Below are 17,558 nucleotides of genomic sequence, written 5' to 3'. Positions count from 1 at the left end.
GTGCCTCACTTTCCCGGCGGCCCCCCGGCTGTGATCGCGGCCGTGATCGCGGCCGGCTGCCAGAGGGTGCTGCGCAGATCCGATCCGCGGACCAGCTGAATCCGCCAGGGCTCGATGCGGATCACGTGGTACTCGGGATCCTCCGGGCCGCCGCGCCAGTAGTGGACGGGGTCGTAGCCCACGCCGGGCGGGCCGCCCCTGGTGTAGAGGTCCCAGGCGTGGCGTCTGGACGCCTCGTCGTCGGCCCAGGCGGAGAGGGCGTCGACGTGGACGGTGTTCTGCCGGGGGTTCCAGTAGGAGTAGGTGGTGTGCGGGTTGTCGGCGAGGTGGGCCGTCTTGACGGGGGTCTTGTACGCGGCGAGCCAGCCGAGCGGGCGGCCGTCGACGATCTCCCAGACGGGGAGCAGGACGCGGGCCCGGGGGCGGTTCGCGCGGTCGACGGTGATCATCGTGGCGTACTTGATGTCGCGTACGTACGAGAAGAACGTGTCCCGCAGCTCGGAGAAGTCGCTGACTTTGGTGGTGGGCATGGCGGGTGCTCCTTGGTGAGTGGGGTGCCGGGCCGGGTGCCGGTTCAGTGCGCGGCGGGGATCTCGGGGGTGCGGTCGTCCACCGGTGCGCCGGACGCCGTCACCGTGCCCGGCCGTGAGCGGAGCCCGAAGGCGCTGATCAGCGCGGCGAGCAGGGCCGCGGCGAGCGGGACCCACAGGGCCGCGCGGTAGCCGTCGAGGAGCGCGGAGGGTGAACCGGACGTGGTGGCCCGGACGTTGACCGCGGTGACCGCGGAGAGGCCGAGGGCGGCGCCGAACTGGAAGGCGGTGTAGAGCAGTCCGCCTGCCAGGCCCTGCTCCTCCTCCTTGACGCCCTCGGTGGCCACGATGGTGAGCGGTCCGTAGGTGAGGGCGAAGCCGAGGCTGAGGACGATCAGGCTGGGGAACATCGCCAGGTACGTCCAGTCGGCGCCGACCGGCAGGAACAGGGCGTAGGAGAGCGCGGCGAGCAGCAGACCGCCGAAGATCACCCGGGCGTTGCCGAACCGATCGACCAGCTTGGGGGTGAGGGTCGGCGAGAGCACCGCGTCGGCACCGACGACGATCATCGCGAGGCTGGTCTGGAGCGTGGACCAGTCGCGCAGCTCCTGGAGGTAGAGGACGACCAGGAACTGGAATCCGAAGAAGCCGCCCGCGAAGAAGAGCCCCGAGAGGTTGGCGCGGACCAGGGCGCCGCTGCGGAAGATCCCCAGGCGGACGAGCGGGGATGCCGAGCGGCGCTCCACGGCGACGAAGAGGGCGAGCAGGGCCAGGCCCGCGCCGAGGGTGCCGATCGTGGCGGCGGCGCTCGCGTGGGAGGCGCGCTCCACGCCCAGGACGAGCAGCACGATCGCGGCGGTGACGGTGAGGGCGCCCGCCAGGTCGACGCCCTGCCCGGTGCGGTCGGGGCGCGCGGACTTCGGGACGAAGGCGAGCGCGGCGGCCAGGATCAGGGCGGAGAGCACCACGGGCACGAAGAAGACCCAGCGCCAGCCGACCGCGGTGAGCAGACCGCCCACGACCAGGCCGATGGAGAAGCCGCCCGCGGCGGTGCCGGAGTAGAAGAGCAGCGCCTTGTTGCGGCGCGGGCCCTCCGCGAAGCCGGTGGTGATGATGGAGAGTCCGGCGGGCGTCATGAAGGCGGCGGCGACGCCGGTGACGAAGCGGGCGACGATCAGTGTCCAGCCCTCGGTGGCGAAGCCGCCGAGGCCGGAGAAGACCAGGAAGACGGAGAGCCAGAAGACGAACATCTGGCGGCGCCCGAAGAGGTCGGCCGCACGGCCGCCGAGCAGCATGAAGCCGCCGTATCCCAGGACGTAGGCGCTCATGACCCACTGGAGGGAGCCGGTGGACAGGCCCAGGTCGGCGCGGATGGAGGGCATGGCCACGTTGAGCATGGCCACGTCGATGCCTTCGAGGAAGATCGCGCCGCACAGGACGAGCAGGACACCCCACTCGCGCCGCTCGAAGGTGACCGGGGAGGCGCTCGGCGCCTTCGCTGATGGTTCTCTCTGCGTACTCATGTCGGCTCTCCGCCAATTCATGGATGGTGCGGGGGATTTCCCGGCCCACCCACCATCGATCGGGGCGCACGGACGGAACAACGGCGAAGATCGCAACGTTCGTTCAACCAGGCTTACCGATCCGAGCTGCCTGGGGGGACGTCGATGGAACGCGATGAACTGGAGTGCTTCCTGCTCCTGGCCGAAGAGCTGCACTTCGGCCGGACGGCCGAGCGCATGCGCCTGTCCCGCGCCCGGGTGAGCCAGCTGATCCAGCGCACCGAACGCCGGGTCGGCGCACCGCTGTTCATCCGCACGAGCCGCCGCGTCGCCCTCACCGCGCTCGGCCGCCAGCTCCGCGCCGACCTGGAACCGCACCACCGGGCGATCGACGCCGCCGTCGAGCGGGCCGCGGCCACCGCGCGCGGCATCGACAGCGTGCTGCACGTCGGCTTCGCCAATCCGCTGGCCGGGGAGATCGTGATGCGGGCGACGGAGGCACTGCGGGTGAGCCACCCGGGGCTCGCGGTGGAGATCTGCGAGGTGCCGCTGGGCGATCCGTACGGGCAGCTGCGCAAGGGCGAGTTCGACGTGCAGCTCACCGAGTTCCCGGTGCGCGAGGAGGACCTGGGCGGCGGTCCCGCGCTGCTCGCGGAGGAGCGCGTCCTGGCGATCGCCTCGGCGCATCCGCTGGCCGCGCGGGACTCGGTGTCGCTGGAGGACCTGGCCGACGTGCCGCTCCTGACGATCGACGGAGAGGTGCCGGACTACGTGCTGGAGCACCACGTCCCCTCGCGCACCCCGTCCGGCAGGGCGATCGGCCGCGGTCCTGGCGTGACCAACATGCAGGAAGCGCTGATGCTGGTGGCGGGCGGCAGGGGTGCGTTCATCGCCCCCGCGCACACCGGGACCTACTTCACCCGTCCCGGTGTCGCGTACGTCCCCTTCGCCGACGCCGAGCCGGTCGGTTACGGCCTGGTGTGGCGGGCCGGCCACGGCACGGGCGCGGTCGCGGCCTTCGCGCGCACCGCCCGCGATGCGGCCCGTGACGTGGCGCAGGGAGATCCCCGCAGCGTGGTGCCGCAGGCCGTCAGGGCGGCGGGCTGAGCCCGGCGGGGGCCGGGGACCCGGAGCGTTCGCGCGCCGCCGCACGCAGCGCGCCGACCGCGACCACGGTCCAGACGGCGAGTGCGGGCCACAGCAGCACCTTCCCGCAGATCCAGAGCCACGGGACGGCCGCGGCCGTGGAGGTGGAGAGCGCGGCGACGGCGGTCATGCCGAGGGGGAAGACGGTGGCCCAGCGGCGTACGTCGTAGTGCGGGCGGGGCCGCATCAGTTCGCAGACGACGAGCACCGCGTACCAGGCGAAGGCGAGGCCCAGGGCCACCAGGGTGGCGACGCGCAGGGTGTCGTGTGCCGAGGTGGCCCAGTGCAGCGGACCGTGCGGCGCCGAGGCGGCGACCAGCTTCGATCCGGCGAGGGCGGAGATGGCCATGGCACCGGCGATGATCCAGTGGTCGCCCCGGCCGGTGACGAGTTGGCGGAAGTCGAAGCGGCGCAGCACCACGGCGTACAGGACGAGGCCGATGACGAAGAGGACCAGGGCGGGCCACATCAGCCACGTCAGCCGGTCGGCGGTGGCCACGGTGGCGGCGAGGACGACGATCGCCTGCGTGGCCACGCACACCAGGTAGGCGGCGCCCGGCAGCCTGCTCTGCCAGTGGCGGATGACGTGGGACATCAGCAACGGCCAGAGCAGCACGCTGAGACAGAGCAGCGCCACCGACACGGGCTGGTGGCCGAGGAGCGAGAGGCGGGTGCCGAGGACCGCCGTCGCGGCGACGGCGGTCAGGGCGGGCGGGGTGTCGATCTCGTGGCGCCAGCGGTCCCGTTCGGTCAGCAGGTGCCGGGCGAAGACGGCGGCGAGGAACAGCCAGACGACCAGGGCGACGACGAGCAGTGCCAGCGACGCCCACTCCACGCCGAGCAGGTGCAGTCCGACGGAGAGGACGGCGGTGGCCATGACCACGGCTCCCGTGGCGGGCGGCAGACCGTCGGCCCAGTCCGTCCAGCGGGGGCTGCGGGGTCTTTCGGGGCTGCGGGGGCTGCGGGGGCTGGCCGCATCACTCGGCATGGCGCGACTCCATCGGCGTACGAGCCCCTGCCCGTGATCCTGACACGGCCCGGCGCCCGCGGCATGTCGGTGGCCGGAGCGCCCCCGCGCCCGCTCACAGCTTGAAGACCACTCCCCGCCACACCCACCCGGCGCCCAGGACCGCGTCCCGCAGCGGGTCCTTCATGTCCGCGGGGTCGAAGCGGAACGTCTCTGTCCGGTGCCGCTTGCCGTCGGCCCCTCGCTCGTACGTCCAGGTCCGGGTCTTCATGGTCACCTGACCGCGCGCGTACTCGCCCGACACGGCGATCCTGGGCGTGTCACCGACCCACGTGACCTCCAACTGCTCGTCCACGGTGCGCACTTCGTGGCTGTCCGGCACCAGGCGCATCCGGGTCTTGAGGGTCCTGTCCAGCTGGCTCCGGACGAAGAACGTGTGCCAGGCCGGCTCCATGATCCGCCACTCCGCCACCAGGTCGGCGCTCTCCGCCGGGGTGCCGTTGCGCACGCGGTAGGGCACGTCCGGCCCGTTGACGGCGAGCAGCGCGGCCCGGACCTCATCGGCGGTGCGCGGTGCGACACCGCTGTCGGGGTGCCTGGTGCCGGTCAGTTTGTCGAAGAGACCCATCGGGTCAACCTATGGACGGTTGACGCGAACCTGCAAACGCTTGCCGATCACGCCGGTCACGCCGGACCCGTCCGCCCCACCACCAGCCACTTCGACGGCAGCTCGATCCGCGTGCCGTCCGGCGTGAACTCCGTGGTGGTCAGCGGCAGTTCACCCCGAGCGAGGACCGTGAGGCCCGCCGCCCTGACGTACGCCGGCACCGCGGCGTCCGCGACCTCGCCCGGCGCGATGCCGTGCGCGAACACCGGCGCCAGCTTCGGCGGCGGGCCCTCGGGGCTCTGGGCGAGGCCTCTCAGGACCCTCCCCGCGGCTTCGGCGAGCTCGACGACGAAGGCTCTGCCGCGCTCGCCGAGCAGCGCGGCGATGCCGTCGACGAGCGGCTGACGGTCGGCGGGGTCGCACTGGTGGAGCACCCCGCGCATATAGACGTTCACGTCGCCGAGCTCCGCGTGCAGTTGCTCGGCCTCGGCCTTCTCCGCGGCGTCGACCTGCCGGAACTCGACCTGTCCCGCCGGGTCGGCGCGCCGTGCGTGCCGCAGTGCGGCCGCGGACAGGTCGGCGCCCAGGACCCGCGGGTAGCGGTCGGCGAGGAAGCGGGTCTGGGTGCCGTTGCCGCAGCCCAGGTCCACGACGGGGAGTCCGGCGGCCGCCAGGTGCGGTTCGAAGAGGGCGAGATGGATGCCGACGGTGAGCACGGGTTCGGCGTCCCAGAAGACGGCCCCTGGTTCCTCGGGGGCTTCCCGCCAGAACCCCTCCCACGCCTCCTTGTACCGACTCGTGACGCTCATGCCCAGCTCCCCAGGATGCGACGACGACCGCCGAAGCCGACGGCGAGATCGGTGTACCGCGCCCTGGGTGCGCGGACAAGTCACCGGCGCAATCATTCACGGCGCCTTCTCCACGTTCCCCCCCCGGGCGCACGCCCCAGGGGTGTCCGGGTCTCACCTGCGCGGCGGCACCAGCTCGAACCACACGGTCTTGCCGGAGGCCGTACGGCTGGTCCCCCACTCCTTGGCGAGCACGCTGACGATCCGCAGTCCGCGCCCGAACTCGTCGCCGGGGCCCGCGCTCAGGAGCGTGGGCAGGGTGTGGTCGTCGTCCTCGACCTCGCAGATCAGCGTGGCACCGGAGCGCACCAGGCGCAGTTCCACGCGGCGGCCGCGCGAGTGCCGTACGGCGTTGGTGACCAGCTCGCTGACCAGGAGCTCGGCGGTCTCGGACAGGGCGTCGCGCGACCAGGCGTGCAGCTGTTCACGCACCAGGTCGCGCGCCCTGCTCACCTCGCTGGGATCGAGCGCGAGCCGCCAGGTCGCGACGTCCTCGTCCGCGACGCCGTTCAGGCGTGCCATCAGGAGGGCGACGTCGTCCTTGCGTCCACCCCTGGTGTTGAGCGCGCGGATGATGGTGTCGCAGGCGTCGTCCATGGAGGCCGCCGGGTGGGCCGCGGACTCGGTGAGCGTGGCGAGTCCGACGCCGATGTCCTCGCCGCGCACCTCGACGAGGCCGTCGGTGCACATCAGGAGCCGGTCGCCGGGCGCCACGCGCACGGTGACCGCCTCGAAGGGCACGCCCCCGACGCCGATGGGCGCCCCTGTCGGCAGGTCGAGGAGTTCGCTGCGCCCGTCGTCGGCGCGGACCAGGACGGGCGGGATGTGGCCCGCGTTGGCGAGGCGCAGTTCGCTCGCGATGGGGTCGTAGACCGCGTACAGGCAGGTCGCGAGATAGTGCTCGCCGAGCCGCTGGGCCAGGTCGTCGAGGTTGCGCAGGAGCTGGGCGGGCGGCAGGTCGAGGGCGGCCATGGTCTGCACGGCGGTGCGCAACTGGCCCATCATCGCGGCCGAGTTGAGGCCGTGGCCCATGACGTCGCCGACGACGAGCGCGGTGCGCGACCCCGGCAGCTTCACGGAGTCGAACCAGTCGCCGCCGACCCGGCCGAGGAGCGTGCCCGGCAGATAGCGGGTGGCGATGTCGCAGCCGGTCATGCGCGGCTCGATGTGCGGCAGCATGCTGTCCTGGAGGGTGTCGGCGACGCTCTCCTGGTAGGTGTACATGCGGGCGTTGTCGAGCACGAGGCCCGCGCGGGCGGCGAGTTCGGCGCCGGTGACGCGGTCCATGTCGTTGAAGACGGGCCGCTCCCGGTGGCGCAGCAGGATCATGAATCCGAGCACCACGTTGCGGGCCTTGAGCGGTACGACGAGCATCGAGCGGTGGTTGATGAGCGGGCGGATGTCGCGCTTCTCGAACTGCGAGGCGATCGCGTTGCCCATCTCCTCGGTGATGCGCGGCACGAGGACCGGATCGCCGGTGGTCATGCACTGGAAGAACGGCGTGTGCGACGGGAACGGCATGGACTCGCCGACGGGCACGACGTCGTCCCAGCGGCCCGGCTCGTCCGTGTGCTCGACGGCGACCCGGTGCCACATCGTCGTCTCGTCCGGCGGGCCCTCGGGGAAGCCCTCACCCGCGACGACCTGTTCGCGCAGGTACGTGCCCGCGACGTCCGTGAACCGCGGCACGACGGCCCGGCTGACCTCGATGATCGTCTGCGAGAGGTCGAGCGAGGAGCCGATGCGCCCGCTGACCTCGTTCAGGAACTCCAGGCGCTCGCGCACCGCCGCGTACTCGAGGTCCTCGGCGTCCTCGGCGTCCTCGGCGTCCCCGGTCTCACCGGGCGTGCCGTGCTCCGGCGCGAGCCCCTCGGCGGCGGCCCGCTGGGCGCGCAGCCTGCGTGCCCTGCGCTCGGCGCGGCGCGGCACGCCCCAGTCCGGGGTGACGGGCACGCGGTCGTGCTTGCTGAACTCCAGGACGGGATAGCCCAGTTCGAGGATCTGCGCCACGATGCGGGAGCTCTCGCCCACGCTCATGCTGGGCAGGATCTCGGGCAGCCCGCGCGCCAGCTCGTCCGCTCCGGGGAAGTCCGTGTGCAGGGCGAACCCCGGCGCTATCCGCTCCACCTGGCCCGGCTCGTGCCCCTCCTCGTCGGCCAGGCGGTCGGCGTCCGCGGCGAGCACGAGCAGCCGCTCGGGTCCGGGGCCGACGAGCGGGTACGCCCACCACAGGACGTCCACGCGGTGCTGTTCGCCGCCGGGTACGGAGAGCCGCGCGCGCCCGGCGGCGGGGTACGAGATGTGTCCGTCGAGGGAGGTGCCCAGGTCGGGCCCCAGGCCGTCGTACTCCCCGAAGTGCGCGCGTTCCTCGGGGATCGCGCCGGCCACCGGGAGCAGGTCGGCCGCCGGGGTTCCGACGGCCTCCTCCTTGGAGTACCCGAACAACTTGCGTGCGCCGCTGCTCCAGTGCGAGACGAGGCCCGCGCCGTCCACGACGACCACGGCGAGCGGGATCCGGCCGGCCACGGCGTGCTGCGCCACCGGCCCGTCCGGGGTGCCGTATTCCATGGCCAACGCTCCTTCCGGCGGCACCGCGAAGGCCTGCACCGCCCCAACCACCGTACGACCGGCGCAGGTTGCCGTGCGGCGCAATAGGGGAATTGGGCCGCACGGGGGCGCCTCCGGCGGGTATTTCGGGCCGCCCCGGGCGCCAGGCCTAGTCCTCGTGCCCCAGCTGGAGATCCCGCTCCGTACGGCCGCCGCCCGCGACCTGGAGGACGGTGGCCACCGGCGGGTAGCCCGCGGCGATGACCGTGTACTCGCCGGACGACAGATCGATGAACCGGAAGGTGCCGTCCTGGCCGGTCGTGAGGGTGTCCACGACGTTGCCCGCCGCGTCCAGCAGCGTCACGCGTGCGTCCTCCACGGGCCGCCCGCCGCTGGCCCGCACGGTGCCGCGCAGGACGGCGCCGCCCGCGAGCTCGACGTCCTGGCGGGTCTCGCGCGAGGCCTGCACGCTGACGGGCAGGGCCGCCGGGCGGAAGGCGGGTGCGCTGGCGGCCAGGGTGTACTCACCGGCGACCAGCTCCGTGATGACGTAGCCGCCTTCGCGTCCGCTGCGGGTGGTGGCGACGACCTCTCCGCGTACGTCGGTGAGAGTCACCGCGGCGTCCCTGACCGGGGTGCCGTCCGCGGTGAGCACGCTGCCTGCCAGGCGTCCCGCGCCGCCGAGCACCACGTCGAGTTCCACGGGGCGCTCGCCGACGGTGACGGTGACCGCCTGCGGCTGGTGGCCGCCCGCGGCCGCGATCAGGACGAACGACCCCGTGCCGGGCGTGGAGAGCGCGTACCGCCCGTCGTCGCCGCTCGCGCCGCGGCCGATCTGCCGGCCCCCGACGTCGATGAGGGTCAGGGCGGCGCGGGGCACCACGGTGCCGTCCGGGTGCTGCACGGTGCCGCAGACGGGCACCCCGGCGGCGTACGGGGTACGGGCCTGGGGAAGGGGCGTGGGCTCGGCCGTGGGGGCGTCCTGGGACGCTGCGCTGGACAACAGGGGTGACTCCTTGAGGAAGAAGGTGATCAGCAGGCCGAGGACGAGGACCGGCACCAGGTAGAGGAAGATGCGCGGCATCGCGTCGGCGTACGCCTGGATGTAGCCCTCGCGCAGCGGGGCGGGCATCGCGTGGACGAGCTGCGGGGTGATGGCCTCGGGGTCGGGGAGGCCGGCGCCGGCCGGGATGCGGTCCGCGAGCGAGTCCGCGAGCCGGTCGGCGAAGAGCGTGCCGAAGATCGCGGCGCCGACGCTGCCGCCGATCTGCCGGAAGTAGTTGTTGGCGCTGGTGGCCGTGCCGAGGTCGGCGGGGCGTACGGCGTTCTGCACGGCGAGGATGAGCACGGGCATGACCAGGCCGACGCCCGCGCCGAGCACCGCCATCCAGATGCTGTAGTGCAGGCGGGGCGTGTCGGCCTCGAGCCGGGAGAGCAGCCACATGCCGATGACGGAGAGGATGCCGCCGACGACCGGGTAGGCCTTGTAGCGACCGGTGTGGCTGATGAGCTGTCCGGAGAGGATCGAGGCGCCGACGATGCCGCCCATCATCGGCAGCATGAGCAGTCCGGACTCGGTGGCGCTGGCGCCGTCGACCATCTGAAGGAAGGTCGGCAGGTAACTGGCCGCTCCGAAGAGGGCGATGCCGACGACCACGCCCACCAGGCCGGTGACGTTGAAGACCGAGTCGCGGAACAGGCGCAGCGGGATGATCGGTTCTGCGGCGAAGCGCTCGGCGACGACGAAGAGCACGACCGAGGCGACGGCCCCGGCCGCGAGCCCCAGGATGACGCGCGAGCCCCACTCGTACTCGGTGCCGCCCCAACTGGTCAGGAGCACCAGGCAGGTGGAGGCCGAGGCGAGCAACAGCGCGCCGAGCACGTCGAGTCGGGCCTTCGCGGTGGGCTTGGGCAGCTTCAGGCCGAGGCTGACGACGAGGAGGGTGACGAGCCCGAAGGGCACGTTGAAGTAGAAGCACCAGCGCCAGGTGGCGTGGTCGGTGAAGAAACCGCCGAGCAGCGGTCCGGCGACCGACGCGAGGCCGAACGCGGCACCGATGAGGCCCATGTAGCGGCCGCGCTCCCGGGGCGGCACGATGTCCGCGATGATCGCCTGTACGCCGATCATGAGGCCGCCCGCGCCGACGCCCTGGAGGGCGCGGAAGGCGATGAGCTGGTCCATCGTCCGCGACCAACCGGCAAGCGCCGAGCCGATGATGAAGATGAGAATCGCGAACTGGAAGACGCCCTTGCGCCCGAAGAGGTCCCCGAGCTTGCCGTAGATGGGCAGCCCGATCGTGGACGTCAGGAGGTAGGCGGTGATCGCCCAGGACATCTTGTCCAGGCCGTGCAGCTCACCGACGATCTTCGGGAGCGCGGTGGCGACGATCATCTGCTCAAGGGCGGCGAGCAGCAGCGCGAGCATGAGCCCGACGAAGACCATCCGGACGCGTGCGGGGCTGAGCCCGTCCGTCGCCGATGTGTGCTCCGCGAGCGGTGGCGGTGGCGCCCCGTCGCCCGGAGGCGCCGAGGCCACCGCCACGTCCCCCTGCTCGGCGCCCTTCACCAGCGTTGTGCCGCCCACGTCCTGCTCCCCTCGTCACGCCTGCGCCGCACATTTCTCGCATTGCGCGAGAACTGCGGGCAAGCGCGACGAGTCGCCCCTGTGTGGGGTCCGGCGCACGTATGCGCCGGTGGGAGCCCTACGCCGTACAACAGCCCCGAACAGAAAACCACTCGAAACGGTGAGCGTGACAACAACCCTGATGGGCTACCGGAGTTGAGGACCGGTCAGGCGTCGGCCCACTCCCCGGCCTACTTCTGGACCGGCTTCCGGACCTATTTCTCGGCCTACTTCTCGACCTCGGCGGCGAGCTTGCCGAGCACCTCGTCGTAGATGCGCCCGAGGCCCTTGGGCGCGAAGGTCTTCTCGAAGAAGCCGCCGATGCCGCCCGCGCCGTTCCAGACGGTGGAGACGACCACGCGCGCCTTGCCCTCCCCCGCCGGGGTCACGGTCCAGGTGGTGACCATGGAGGAGTTGCGGTCCTTCTCGACGAGCTCCCCGTCGGTCGGCTCGGTCACCTCCAGGAGGCAGTCCCGGATGCGCTTGCTGGTGGCCTGCAGCTTCCAGTGGACGAGCGTGCCCTCGCCGTCGCCGCCCTCACGCACCTCGAACTCGCTGAAGTGCTCCGACAGGATCTTCGAACGCGTGCCTTCGTAGTCGGCAAGCGCGTCGAAGACGTCCTCCGGCTGCGCCGCGATGATCCGCTCCGTGGTCGCCTCGACCTGCGCCATGGCACTTCCTCCAGCACTCGGTTGTCACTCGGGGTGTTCACGGAGAGCCAACCACCCTGCGTACCGGCCCCTCAAATCGGGGTCGCCCCGGCACCACCGGGGTACCGGGTCGCACGATCAAGGGAACATGTGTTCTATTCTGTGGTCAGTGCTACCGAGGAGGCGTCATGCGCTGGGAGAACCTCGCCGACGGGCCGTCACGGGGTGTCGCGGATGCCGCGCTGTTCGGCGCGGACGCGGTCACCACGAGGACCTTCGACACCCCTGAGTTCCGTGGGATCACCTTTCACGAGATCCGGGCCAGAACGATCGTGAACCGGGTGCCGGGGGCGTCCCGCATGCCCTTCGAGTGGACCGTCAATCCGTACCGGGGCTGCACGCACGCGTGCGTCTACTGCTTCGCGCGCAAGACCCACAGCTATCTGGACCTGGACACGGGGCTCGGCTTCGACAGCCAGATCGTGGTCAAGGTCAACGCCCCCGATCTGCTGCGCCGCCGGCTCGCGTCGCCCCGCTGGCACGGCGAGCACATCGCGATGGGCACGAACGTCGACTGCTATCAGCGGGCCGAGGGGCGCTACGGACTCATGCCCGGGATCATCGCCGCCCTGCGCGACCACGCGAACCCCTTCTCCATCCTCACCAAGGGCACGCTGATCCTGCGCGACCTCGACCTGCTGCGGCAGGCCGCCGCCGTCACGGACGTCGGCATCTCCGTGTCCGTCGGCTTCGTCGACCAGGAGCTGTGGCGCACGGTGGAGCCGGGCACGCCCGCTCCGGAGCGGCGGCTCGACGTCGTACGGACGCTGACCGAGCACGGCATCGGGTGCGGCGTGCTCATGGCGCCCGTGATCCCGTTCATCGGGGACCGGCCCGAGCAGCTGCGGGCGACCGTGCGGGCCGTCGCCGCGTCGGGAGCCACCTCCGTGACGCCGCTGGTGCTGCATCTGCGGCCCGGAGCGCGCGAGTGGTTCATGGCGTGGCTCCAGCGGCACCATCCGTACCTCGTGCGGCGCTACGAGCGGCTGTACGCGGAGGGTGCCTACGCGCCCAAGTGGTACCAGCGCCGGATCACCCGGCAAGTGCACGAGCTGGCCGAGGAGTTCGGCATCGGGCCCGCGCGGGCGGGCGCCGCCCGCCGGGTCCGCGTGCCGGAGGAGCCCGCGACCGCACCCGTCACGCCCGGCGGCACCCAGCTCACCTTCCTCTGAGCCCATCGGCTCCCTTCTCTGCGCCTTTCAGGTCATTCATCGGCAGGGCGGCGTCTTCAGGGCGGGCTTTCCGGGACGATGCCGCGGGGGCCGTGCGCCCACGGCCCCGAACCCCCCGTTCTGGGAGGCCCGATGAAGAAACGCGCCGTCGCCCTGTGCGGCGCCGCCGCGGTGGTGGCCTCGTTGGTCACGGCCGCGGTGCCCGCCGCGAGCGCCGACACCGCGAGCACCCCGCGCACTTCCCCGCTCACCTGGAAGGAGTGCGCGACCAAGGACTACCCCACGCTCCAGTGCTCGTCGCTCAAGGTCCCGCTCGACCACGACCGGCCGCACGGCCGGCAGATCACCCTCGCGCTGACCCGCGTCCCGCACACCGCGAAGAAGTCCCAGGGTCCGCTCCTGGTGAACCCAGGCGGCCCCGGCGGCAGCGGCCTGACGCTCGCCGGGTTCGTGGCCAGGACACTGCCGAAGAAGGTGGCGGCGCAGTACGACGTCATCGGCTTCGACCCGCGCGGCGTCGGCAGGAGCAGGCCCGCCCTCGACTGCCGCCCCGGCCACTTCTCGCCGGTGCGGCCCGCCAGCGTGCCCGCCACGCACGGCGTCGAGAAGGCGAACCTCACGCGCGCCCGGGCCTTCGCGAAGGCCTGCGCCGAGAAGTACGCCGACCTCCTGCCGTTCATCGACACGGTGAGCGCGGTCAAGGACATGGACGCGATCCGCGGCGCGCTCGGCGCCAAGAGGATCAACTACTTCGGCTACTCGTACGGCACCTACCTCGGCGCCGTCTACGGAAAGCTCTACCCGGACCGCGTGCGCCGCATGGCCCTCGACTCGATGGTCGACCCGACGGACGTCTGGTACGCCAGCAACATCAACCAGGACTACGCCTTCGACACCCGCCACAAGGCGTTCATGGCCTGGGTCGCCAAACACGACAAGGCCTACAAGCTGGGCACGGACCCGGCGAAGGTCGAGGCCAAGTGGTACGCGATGCACAAAGCCCTCGCCAAGAAGCCCGCGGGCGAGAAGGTCGGCTCCGCCGAGCTGGAGGACACCTACCTGCCGGGCGGCTACTTCAACGGCTACTGGCCGTTCCTGGCCGAGGCGTTCGCGTCGTACGTGAACGCCAAGGACGCGGACCCGCTCGTCGAGGCGTACGAGAACTTCGGCGCCGTCGACGCGGCGGGCGACAACGGCTACAGCGTCTACGCGGCGGTCCAGTGCCGCGACGCGTCCTGGCCGCGCGACTGGGGCACCTGGCGCGAGGCCAACTGGCGGGTGCACGAGAAGGCGCCGTTCTCCACCTGGAACAACGCCTGGTACAACGCGCCGTGCGCCTTCTGGCCCACGGGCTCGCTCCGGCCGGCCGACGTCTCCAACTCCCAGCTGCCGCCGACGCTGCTGTTCCAGGCGACGGACGACGCGGCCACGCCCTACGAGGGCGGCCTCACCCTGCACCGCAAGCTGCGCGGTTCGAGCCTGGTGGTCGAGCAGGGCGGCGGCAACCACGGCATCACCCTCTCCGGAAACGCCTGCCTGGACCGGCACTTGGCGACGTACCTGGAGAACGGCACGGTGCCGCGGAGCGGCGGCGAGGTCGACGCGGTGTGCGAGGCGCTGCCCGACCCGGCACCGATGAGCGCCAAGAGCGGTGCGGCGCGCGGGACCGCGCTGCACGGATTGCTCGGCCACCGCGGCTGAGCGGCGCACCGGCTCCCGCGTGACCGAGCAACACCCAAGCCCGTCGGGGGCGTTGTCAGACCCATGGTCCAGGATGGCTCCATGAGCCGACTGACCCGTATCAGCGCCCCCGACGGCGTCCTGCCCGCCACCGGGTACACCCACGTGGTCATGGGCACCGGCCGCTTCGTCGCGATCTCCGGGCAGCTTCCCCTGGACGAGGACGGGGAGCTGGTCGGCGAGGACGATCCGGCGGCCCAGGCGCGGCAGGTCTTCGACAATCTGCGGCGCTGCCTGCTGGCCGCCGGCGGCGGCTTCGAGGACGTCGTGAAGCTGACCTATTTCGTCACGGACATGGCACACATGCCCGCGATACGGGCCGCGCGGGACGTACACATCGACCCCGAGCGGCTCCCGGCGTCTTCCGCCGTGCAGGTCGCCGGTCTCGTCTCGCCGCGGTTCCTGATGGAGATCGAGGCGTACGCCGTCCTGTAGCCCGACGGGCGGCGAAGTTAGGCCGGCAGGCGTGCGAGGGCCGCCGACGCCGCTGCCGCGAGGCGTGGATAGGCGCACGCCTGAGTCAGGACGGGCCGGGCCCGCGGGTCCCCCAGTGCTCCCAGGCCCTCGACGCAGGCCAGCGCGATCTTGCCGTACGGATCATGCGGGGCGAGCCTGCGCTTCAGCGTGGTGATCAGGGCGGGCGCCGACTCGGGCGCCCGCAGCTCGGTGAGCAGACGCACCGGGTGCAGGGCGTAGGCGACCCGCAGCTCATTGGTGGCCAGGGCGGCTGCCGCCCGTGCCGTACGCGGATCGCCCAGCCTGGCCAGGGCGTACGCGGCGGCGGCACACCGCGAGGGGTCCCGGTGGTTCAGGAGCAGCACCAGGGACTCGAAGGCCCGGTTGTCCCCGGCCGTGCCGAGCCGGACCGCCGCCAGCTCCCGCGCCCACAGGGGCTGGCCCGCCGCGGCGAGCACCTCCGCGAGTTCCTCCACATCGCCGGTCGTGACCAGCCTCTCGTAGGTCTCCGAGACTCCCGCCTCACGGCGTAAGCGTTCCGTCACCGTCCGCAACTCCACGTCCATGACGGGGAGCCTATCCGCGATGTAGATCACAAACCCCGGGGACTGGCGCGCTCGTTACTCGCCGGTTAATCTCATGTGAGCGGGGCACACTCCTCGCTGGCAGTTCCTCAACCTCGCAGCGGCCTGGTGACGCAGCCACTGCGGGTGCATGTCGGTTCGGTGCTTGAGCACCTCAGCTCCACCCAGCACGACGCGGCTCCGGGACAGGGCCGGTCGACTCCTCACGGGCGTGCGCTCTTCGCCGCCCGGTCACGACACGCAGCAGCTCACCCTCCGTACGCCGCGCCGCCGTTGCGCGCACCGCGTGCGCCCCTCAGTCGTCACTCACTTCCTGGAGTCCACGCATGGACACTCCCTTGAACACCGTCGCCGTGATCGGTCTCGGCACCATGGGCACCGGCATCGCCGAGGTCCTGGCCCGCGCCGGACGCGAGGTCATCGGCATCGACATCAGCGAGGCCGCGGGCGCCCAGGCCGTCACCGCCATCGAGTCGTCGACCGCACGTGCCGTGCGCCGTGAGCAGCTCACCGAGGACGAGCGGCGGGACGCCCTCGCCCGCATCCGCACGTTCACCGATCTGCAGGCGGCGTCCGACGCCGACCTGGTGATCGAGGTCGCCCCGGAGTCGTACGAGATCAAGCAGCAGCTCATCCGTGAGCTCGACGGCGTCGTGCGCCCCGAGACGATCATCGCGACCGGCACGAACGCGCTGTCCGTGACGCGTCTGGCCGCCGAATCGCAGCGCCCCGAGCGGGTGCTCGGCCTGCACTTCTTCAACCCGGCCCCGGCGATGAAGCTGGTCGAGGTGGTCTCCTCCGTGCTGACCGCGCCGGCGGCCGTCGCCTCCGTCACCGACCTGGCGTACGCCCTGGGCAAGGAGCCCGTCGCGGTCGGCGACCGGCCCGGATTCGTCGCCGACGGCCTGCTCTTCGGCTACCTCAACCAGGCAGCGGCGATGTACGAGGCGAAGTACGCCTCCCGCGAGGACATCGACGCCGCCATGCGGCTCGGCTGCGGCCTGCCGATGGGCCCCCTCGCGCTGCTCGACCTGATCGGCGTCGACACGGCCCGCACGGTCCTGGACGCGATGTACTCCGAGTCGCACGACCGGCTGCACGCGCCCGCGCCGATCCTCAAGCAGCTCAGCGAGGCGGGCCTGACCGGCCGCAAGGCGGGGCGCGGGTTCTACTCGTACGAGGCTCCCGGCAGTTCGGTCGTCGTGCGGGACGCGCTGACCCCGCCCGAGGGCGGGCGGCAGGGCGGCGGACGCACCATCCGCTCGGTCGGCGTCGCGGGCTCCGGGACCATGGCGTCCGGCATCGCCGAGGTCTTCGCCAAGGCGGGCTACGACGTGGTGCTGGCCGCGCGCAGCGAGGAGAAGGCGGAGAAGGCCAAGTCCCGTATCGCCAAGTCGCTTTCGCGCTCCGTCGACAAGGGGCGGATGACGGCGGAGACCGCGGCCAAGACCCTGGACCGGATCGCTCCGGCCGGTACGTACGAAGCGTTCGCCGACGTCGACCTGGCCCTGGAGGCGGTCGCCGAGGACCTGGAGATCAAGCAGCAGCTGTTCGCGGCGTTCGACAAGGTCTGCAAGCCGGGCGCGATCCTGGCGACCACCACCTCGTCCCTGCCCGTCGTCGCCTGCGCCCGCGCCACCTCGCGCCCCGGCGACGTGATCGGCATGCACTTCTTCAACCCGGCCCCGGCGATGAAGCTGGTCGAGGTGGTCCGCACGGTCCTCACGGACGACGACGTGCACGCGACGGTCCGCCAGGTCTGCGCGACCATCAAGAAGCACCCGGTGGACTGCGGCGACCGCGCGGGCTTCATCGTGAACGCGCTCCTGTTCCCCTACCTCAACAACGCGATCAAGATGGTCCAGGAGCACTACGCGACGCTCGACGACATCGACGCCGCGATGAAGCTCGGCGGCGGTTACCCCATGGGGCCCTTCGAGCTCCTGGACGTCGTCGGCCTGGACGTCTCGCTCGCCATCGAGAAGGTCCTGCACCGCGAGTTCCGCGACCCGGGCCTGGCCCCCGCACCCCTGCTCGAACACCTGGTGGCCGCGGGCTGCCTCGGCCGCAAGACCGGCCGCGGCTTCCGCGAATATGCCCGACGGTAAGCCGGGATCGGACGGGGG

Annotated in this window: 14 protein-coding genes; 5 read left to right on the top strand and 9 right to left on the bottom strand. The window is 71.9% G+C overall.

Annotated elements, in window-relative coordinates; genetic code table 11:
* Window positions 1–5: 5 nt before the first annotated feature.
* Both ACZ6ZP_RS09250 and ACZ6ZP_RS09245 read right to left on the bottom strand, forming a co-directional pair.
* Window positions 6–530 carry a pyridoxamine 5'-phosphate oxidase family protein gene (locus ACZ6ZP_RS09250; protein WP_351159117.1) on the bottom strand — a complete coding sequence of 175 codons (525 nt, stop codon included), beginning with the start codon at window positions 528–530 and terminating at the stop codon, window positions 6–8.
* Window positions 531–574: 44 nt separating this feature from the next.
* The gene (locus ACZ6ZP_RS09245; protein WP_351159115.1) at window positions 575–2,053 is read right to left on the bottom strand and encodes an MFS transporter; all 1,479 of its coding nucleotides are present in this window, start codon (window positions 2,051–2,053) and stop codon (window positions 575–577) included.
* Window positions 2,054–2,197: 144 nt separating this feature from the next.
* On the opposite strand from ACZ6ZP_RS09245, the gene ACZ6ZP_RS09240 reads away from it, so the two are divergent.
* Window positions 2,198–3,139 (top strand): LysR family transcriptional regulator, encoded by a 942-nt coding sequence (locus ACZ6ZP_RS09240; RefSeq protein WP_469406180.1) that lies wholly within the window; start codon window positions 2,198–2,200, stop codon window positions 3,137–3,139.
* On the opposite strand, the gene ACZ6ZP_RS09235 is transcribed toward ACZ6ZP_RS09240, so the two are convergent.
* From ACZ6ZP_RS09235 to ACZ6ZP_RS09210, 6 genes are all read right to left on the bottom strand, one after another.
* Complete coding sequence (locus ACZ6ZP_RS09235; RefSeq protein ID WP_469406179.1) at window positions 3,123–4,166, bottom strand: tellurite resistance/C4-dicarboxylate transporter family protein; 1,044 nt, start codon at window positions 4,164–4,166, stop codon at window positions 3,123–3,125. The genes ACZ6ZP_RS09240 and ACZ6ZP_RS09235 overlap by 17 nt on opposite strands.
* A gap of 94 nt (window positions 4,167–4,260) precedes the next feature.
* Complete coding sequence (locus tag ACZ6ZP_RS09230; RefSeq protein ID WP_361461884.1) at window positions 4,261–4,773, bottom strand: hypothetical protein; 513 nt, start codon at window positions 4,771–4,773, stop codon at window positions 4,261–4,263.
* A 56-nt stretch (window positions 4,774–4,829) separates the two neighbouring features.
* Entirely contained in the window at window positions 4,830–5,561 is a 732-nt protein-coding gene (locus tag ACZ6ZP_RS09225; RefSeq protein ID WP_383817735.1) for a class I SAM-dependent methyltransferase, read from the bottom strand.
* A 153-nt stretch (window positions 5,562–5,714) separates the two neighbouring features.
* Entirely contained in the window at window positions 5,715–8,168 is a 2,454-nt protein-coding gene (locus ACZ6ZP_RS09220; RefSeq protein WP_469406178.1) for an ATP-binding SpoIIE family protein phosphatase, read from the bottom strand.
* A 148-nt stretch (window positions 8,169–8,316) separates the two neighbouring features.
* Entirely contained in the window at window positions 8,317–10,731 is a 2,415-nt protein-coding gene (locus ACZ6ZP_RS09215) for an MFS transporter (protein ID WP_351159103.1), read from the bottom strand.
* Window positions 10,732–10,997: 266 nt separating this feature from the next.
* Window positions 10,998–11,441 (bottom strand): SRPBCC family protein, encoded by a 444-nt coding sequence (locus tag ACZ6ZP_RS09210; protein ID WP_351159101.1) that lies wholly within the window; start codon window positions 11,439–11,441, stop codon window positions 10,998–11,000.
* Between the two features lie 167 nt (window positions 11,442–11,608).
* Between ACZ6ZP_RS09210 and ACZ6ZP_RS09205 the strand changes: the two genes are divergently transcribed.
* From ACZ6ZP_RS09205 to ACZ6ZP_RS09195, 3 genes are all read left to right on the top strand, one after another.
* Entirely contained in the window at window positions 11,609–12,652 is a 1,044-nt protein-coding gene (locus tag ACZ6ZP_RS09205; RefSeq protein WP_351159099.1) for an Rv2578c family radical SAM protein, read from the top strand.
* A gap of 132 nt (window positions 12,653–12,784) precedes the next feature.
* Window positions 12,785–14,353, top strand: coding sequence for an alpha/beta hydrolase (locus ACZ6ZP_RS09200; RefSeq protein WP_469406174.1), 1,569 nt, complete (start codon window positions 12,785–12,787; stop codon window positions 14,351–14,353).
* Window positions 14,354–14,434: 81 nt separating this feature from the next.
* Entirely contained in the window at window positions 14,435–14,827 is a 393-nt protein-coding gene (locus ACZ6ZP_RS09195; RefSeq protein WP_469406173.1) for a RidA family protein, read from the top strand.
* 17 nt (window positions 14,828–14,844) lie between these two features.
* On the opposite strand, the gene ACZ6ZP_RS09190 is transcribed toward ACZ6ZP_RS09195, so the two are convergent.
* Entirely contained in the window at window positions 14,845–15,414 is a 570-nt protein-coding gene (locus tag ACZ6ZP_RS09190) for an adenylosuccinate lyase (protein ID WP_361461902.1), read from the bottom strand.
* Between the two features lie 344 nt (window positions 15,415–15,758).
* Between ACZ6ZP_RS09190 and ACZ6ZP_RS09185 the strand changes: the two genes are divergently transcribed.
* Window positions 15,759–17,540 carry a 3-hydroxyacyl-CoA dehydrogenase family protein gene (locus tag ACZ6ZP_RS09185; RefSeq protein WP_351159091.1) on the top strand — a complete coding sequence of 594 codons (1,782 nt, stop codon included), beginning with the start codon at window positions 15,759–15,761 and terminating at the stop codon, window positions 17,538–17,540.
* The last annotated feature ends 18 nt before the right edge of the window (window positions 17,541–17,558 follow it).

This window comes from Streptomyces sp. NPDC054047, from assembly GCF_055585065.1.
The sequence above is the reverse complement of the archived record's forward strand: the minus strand, read 5'-3'. Positions and strand labels throughout refer to the sequence as shown.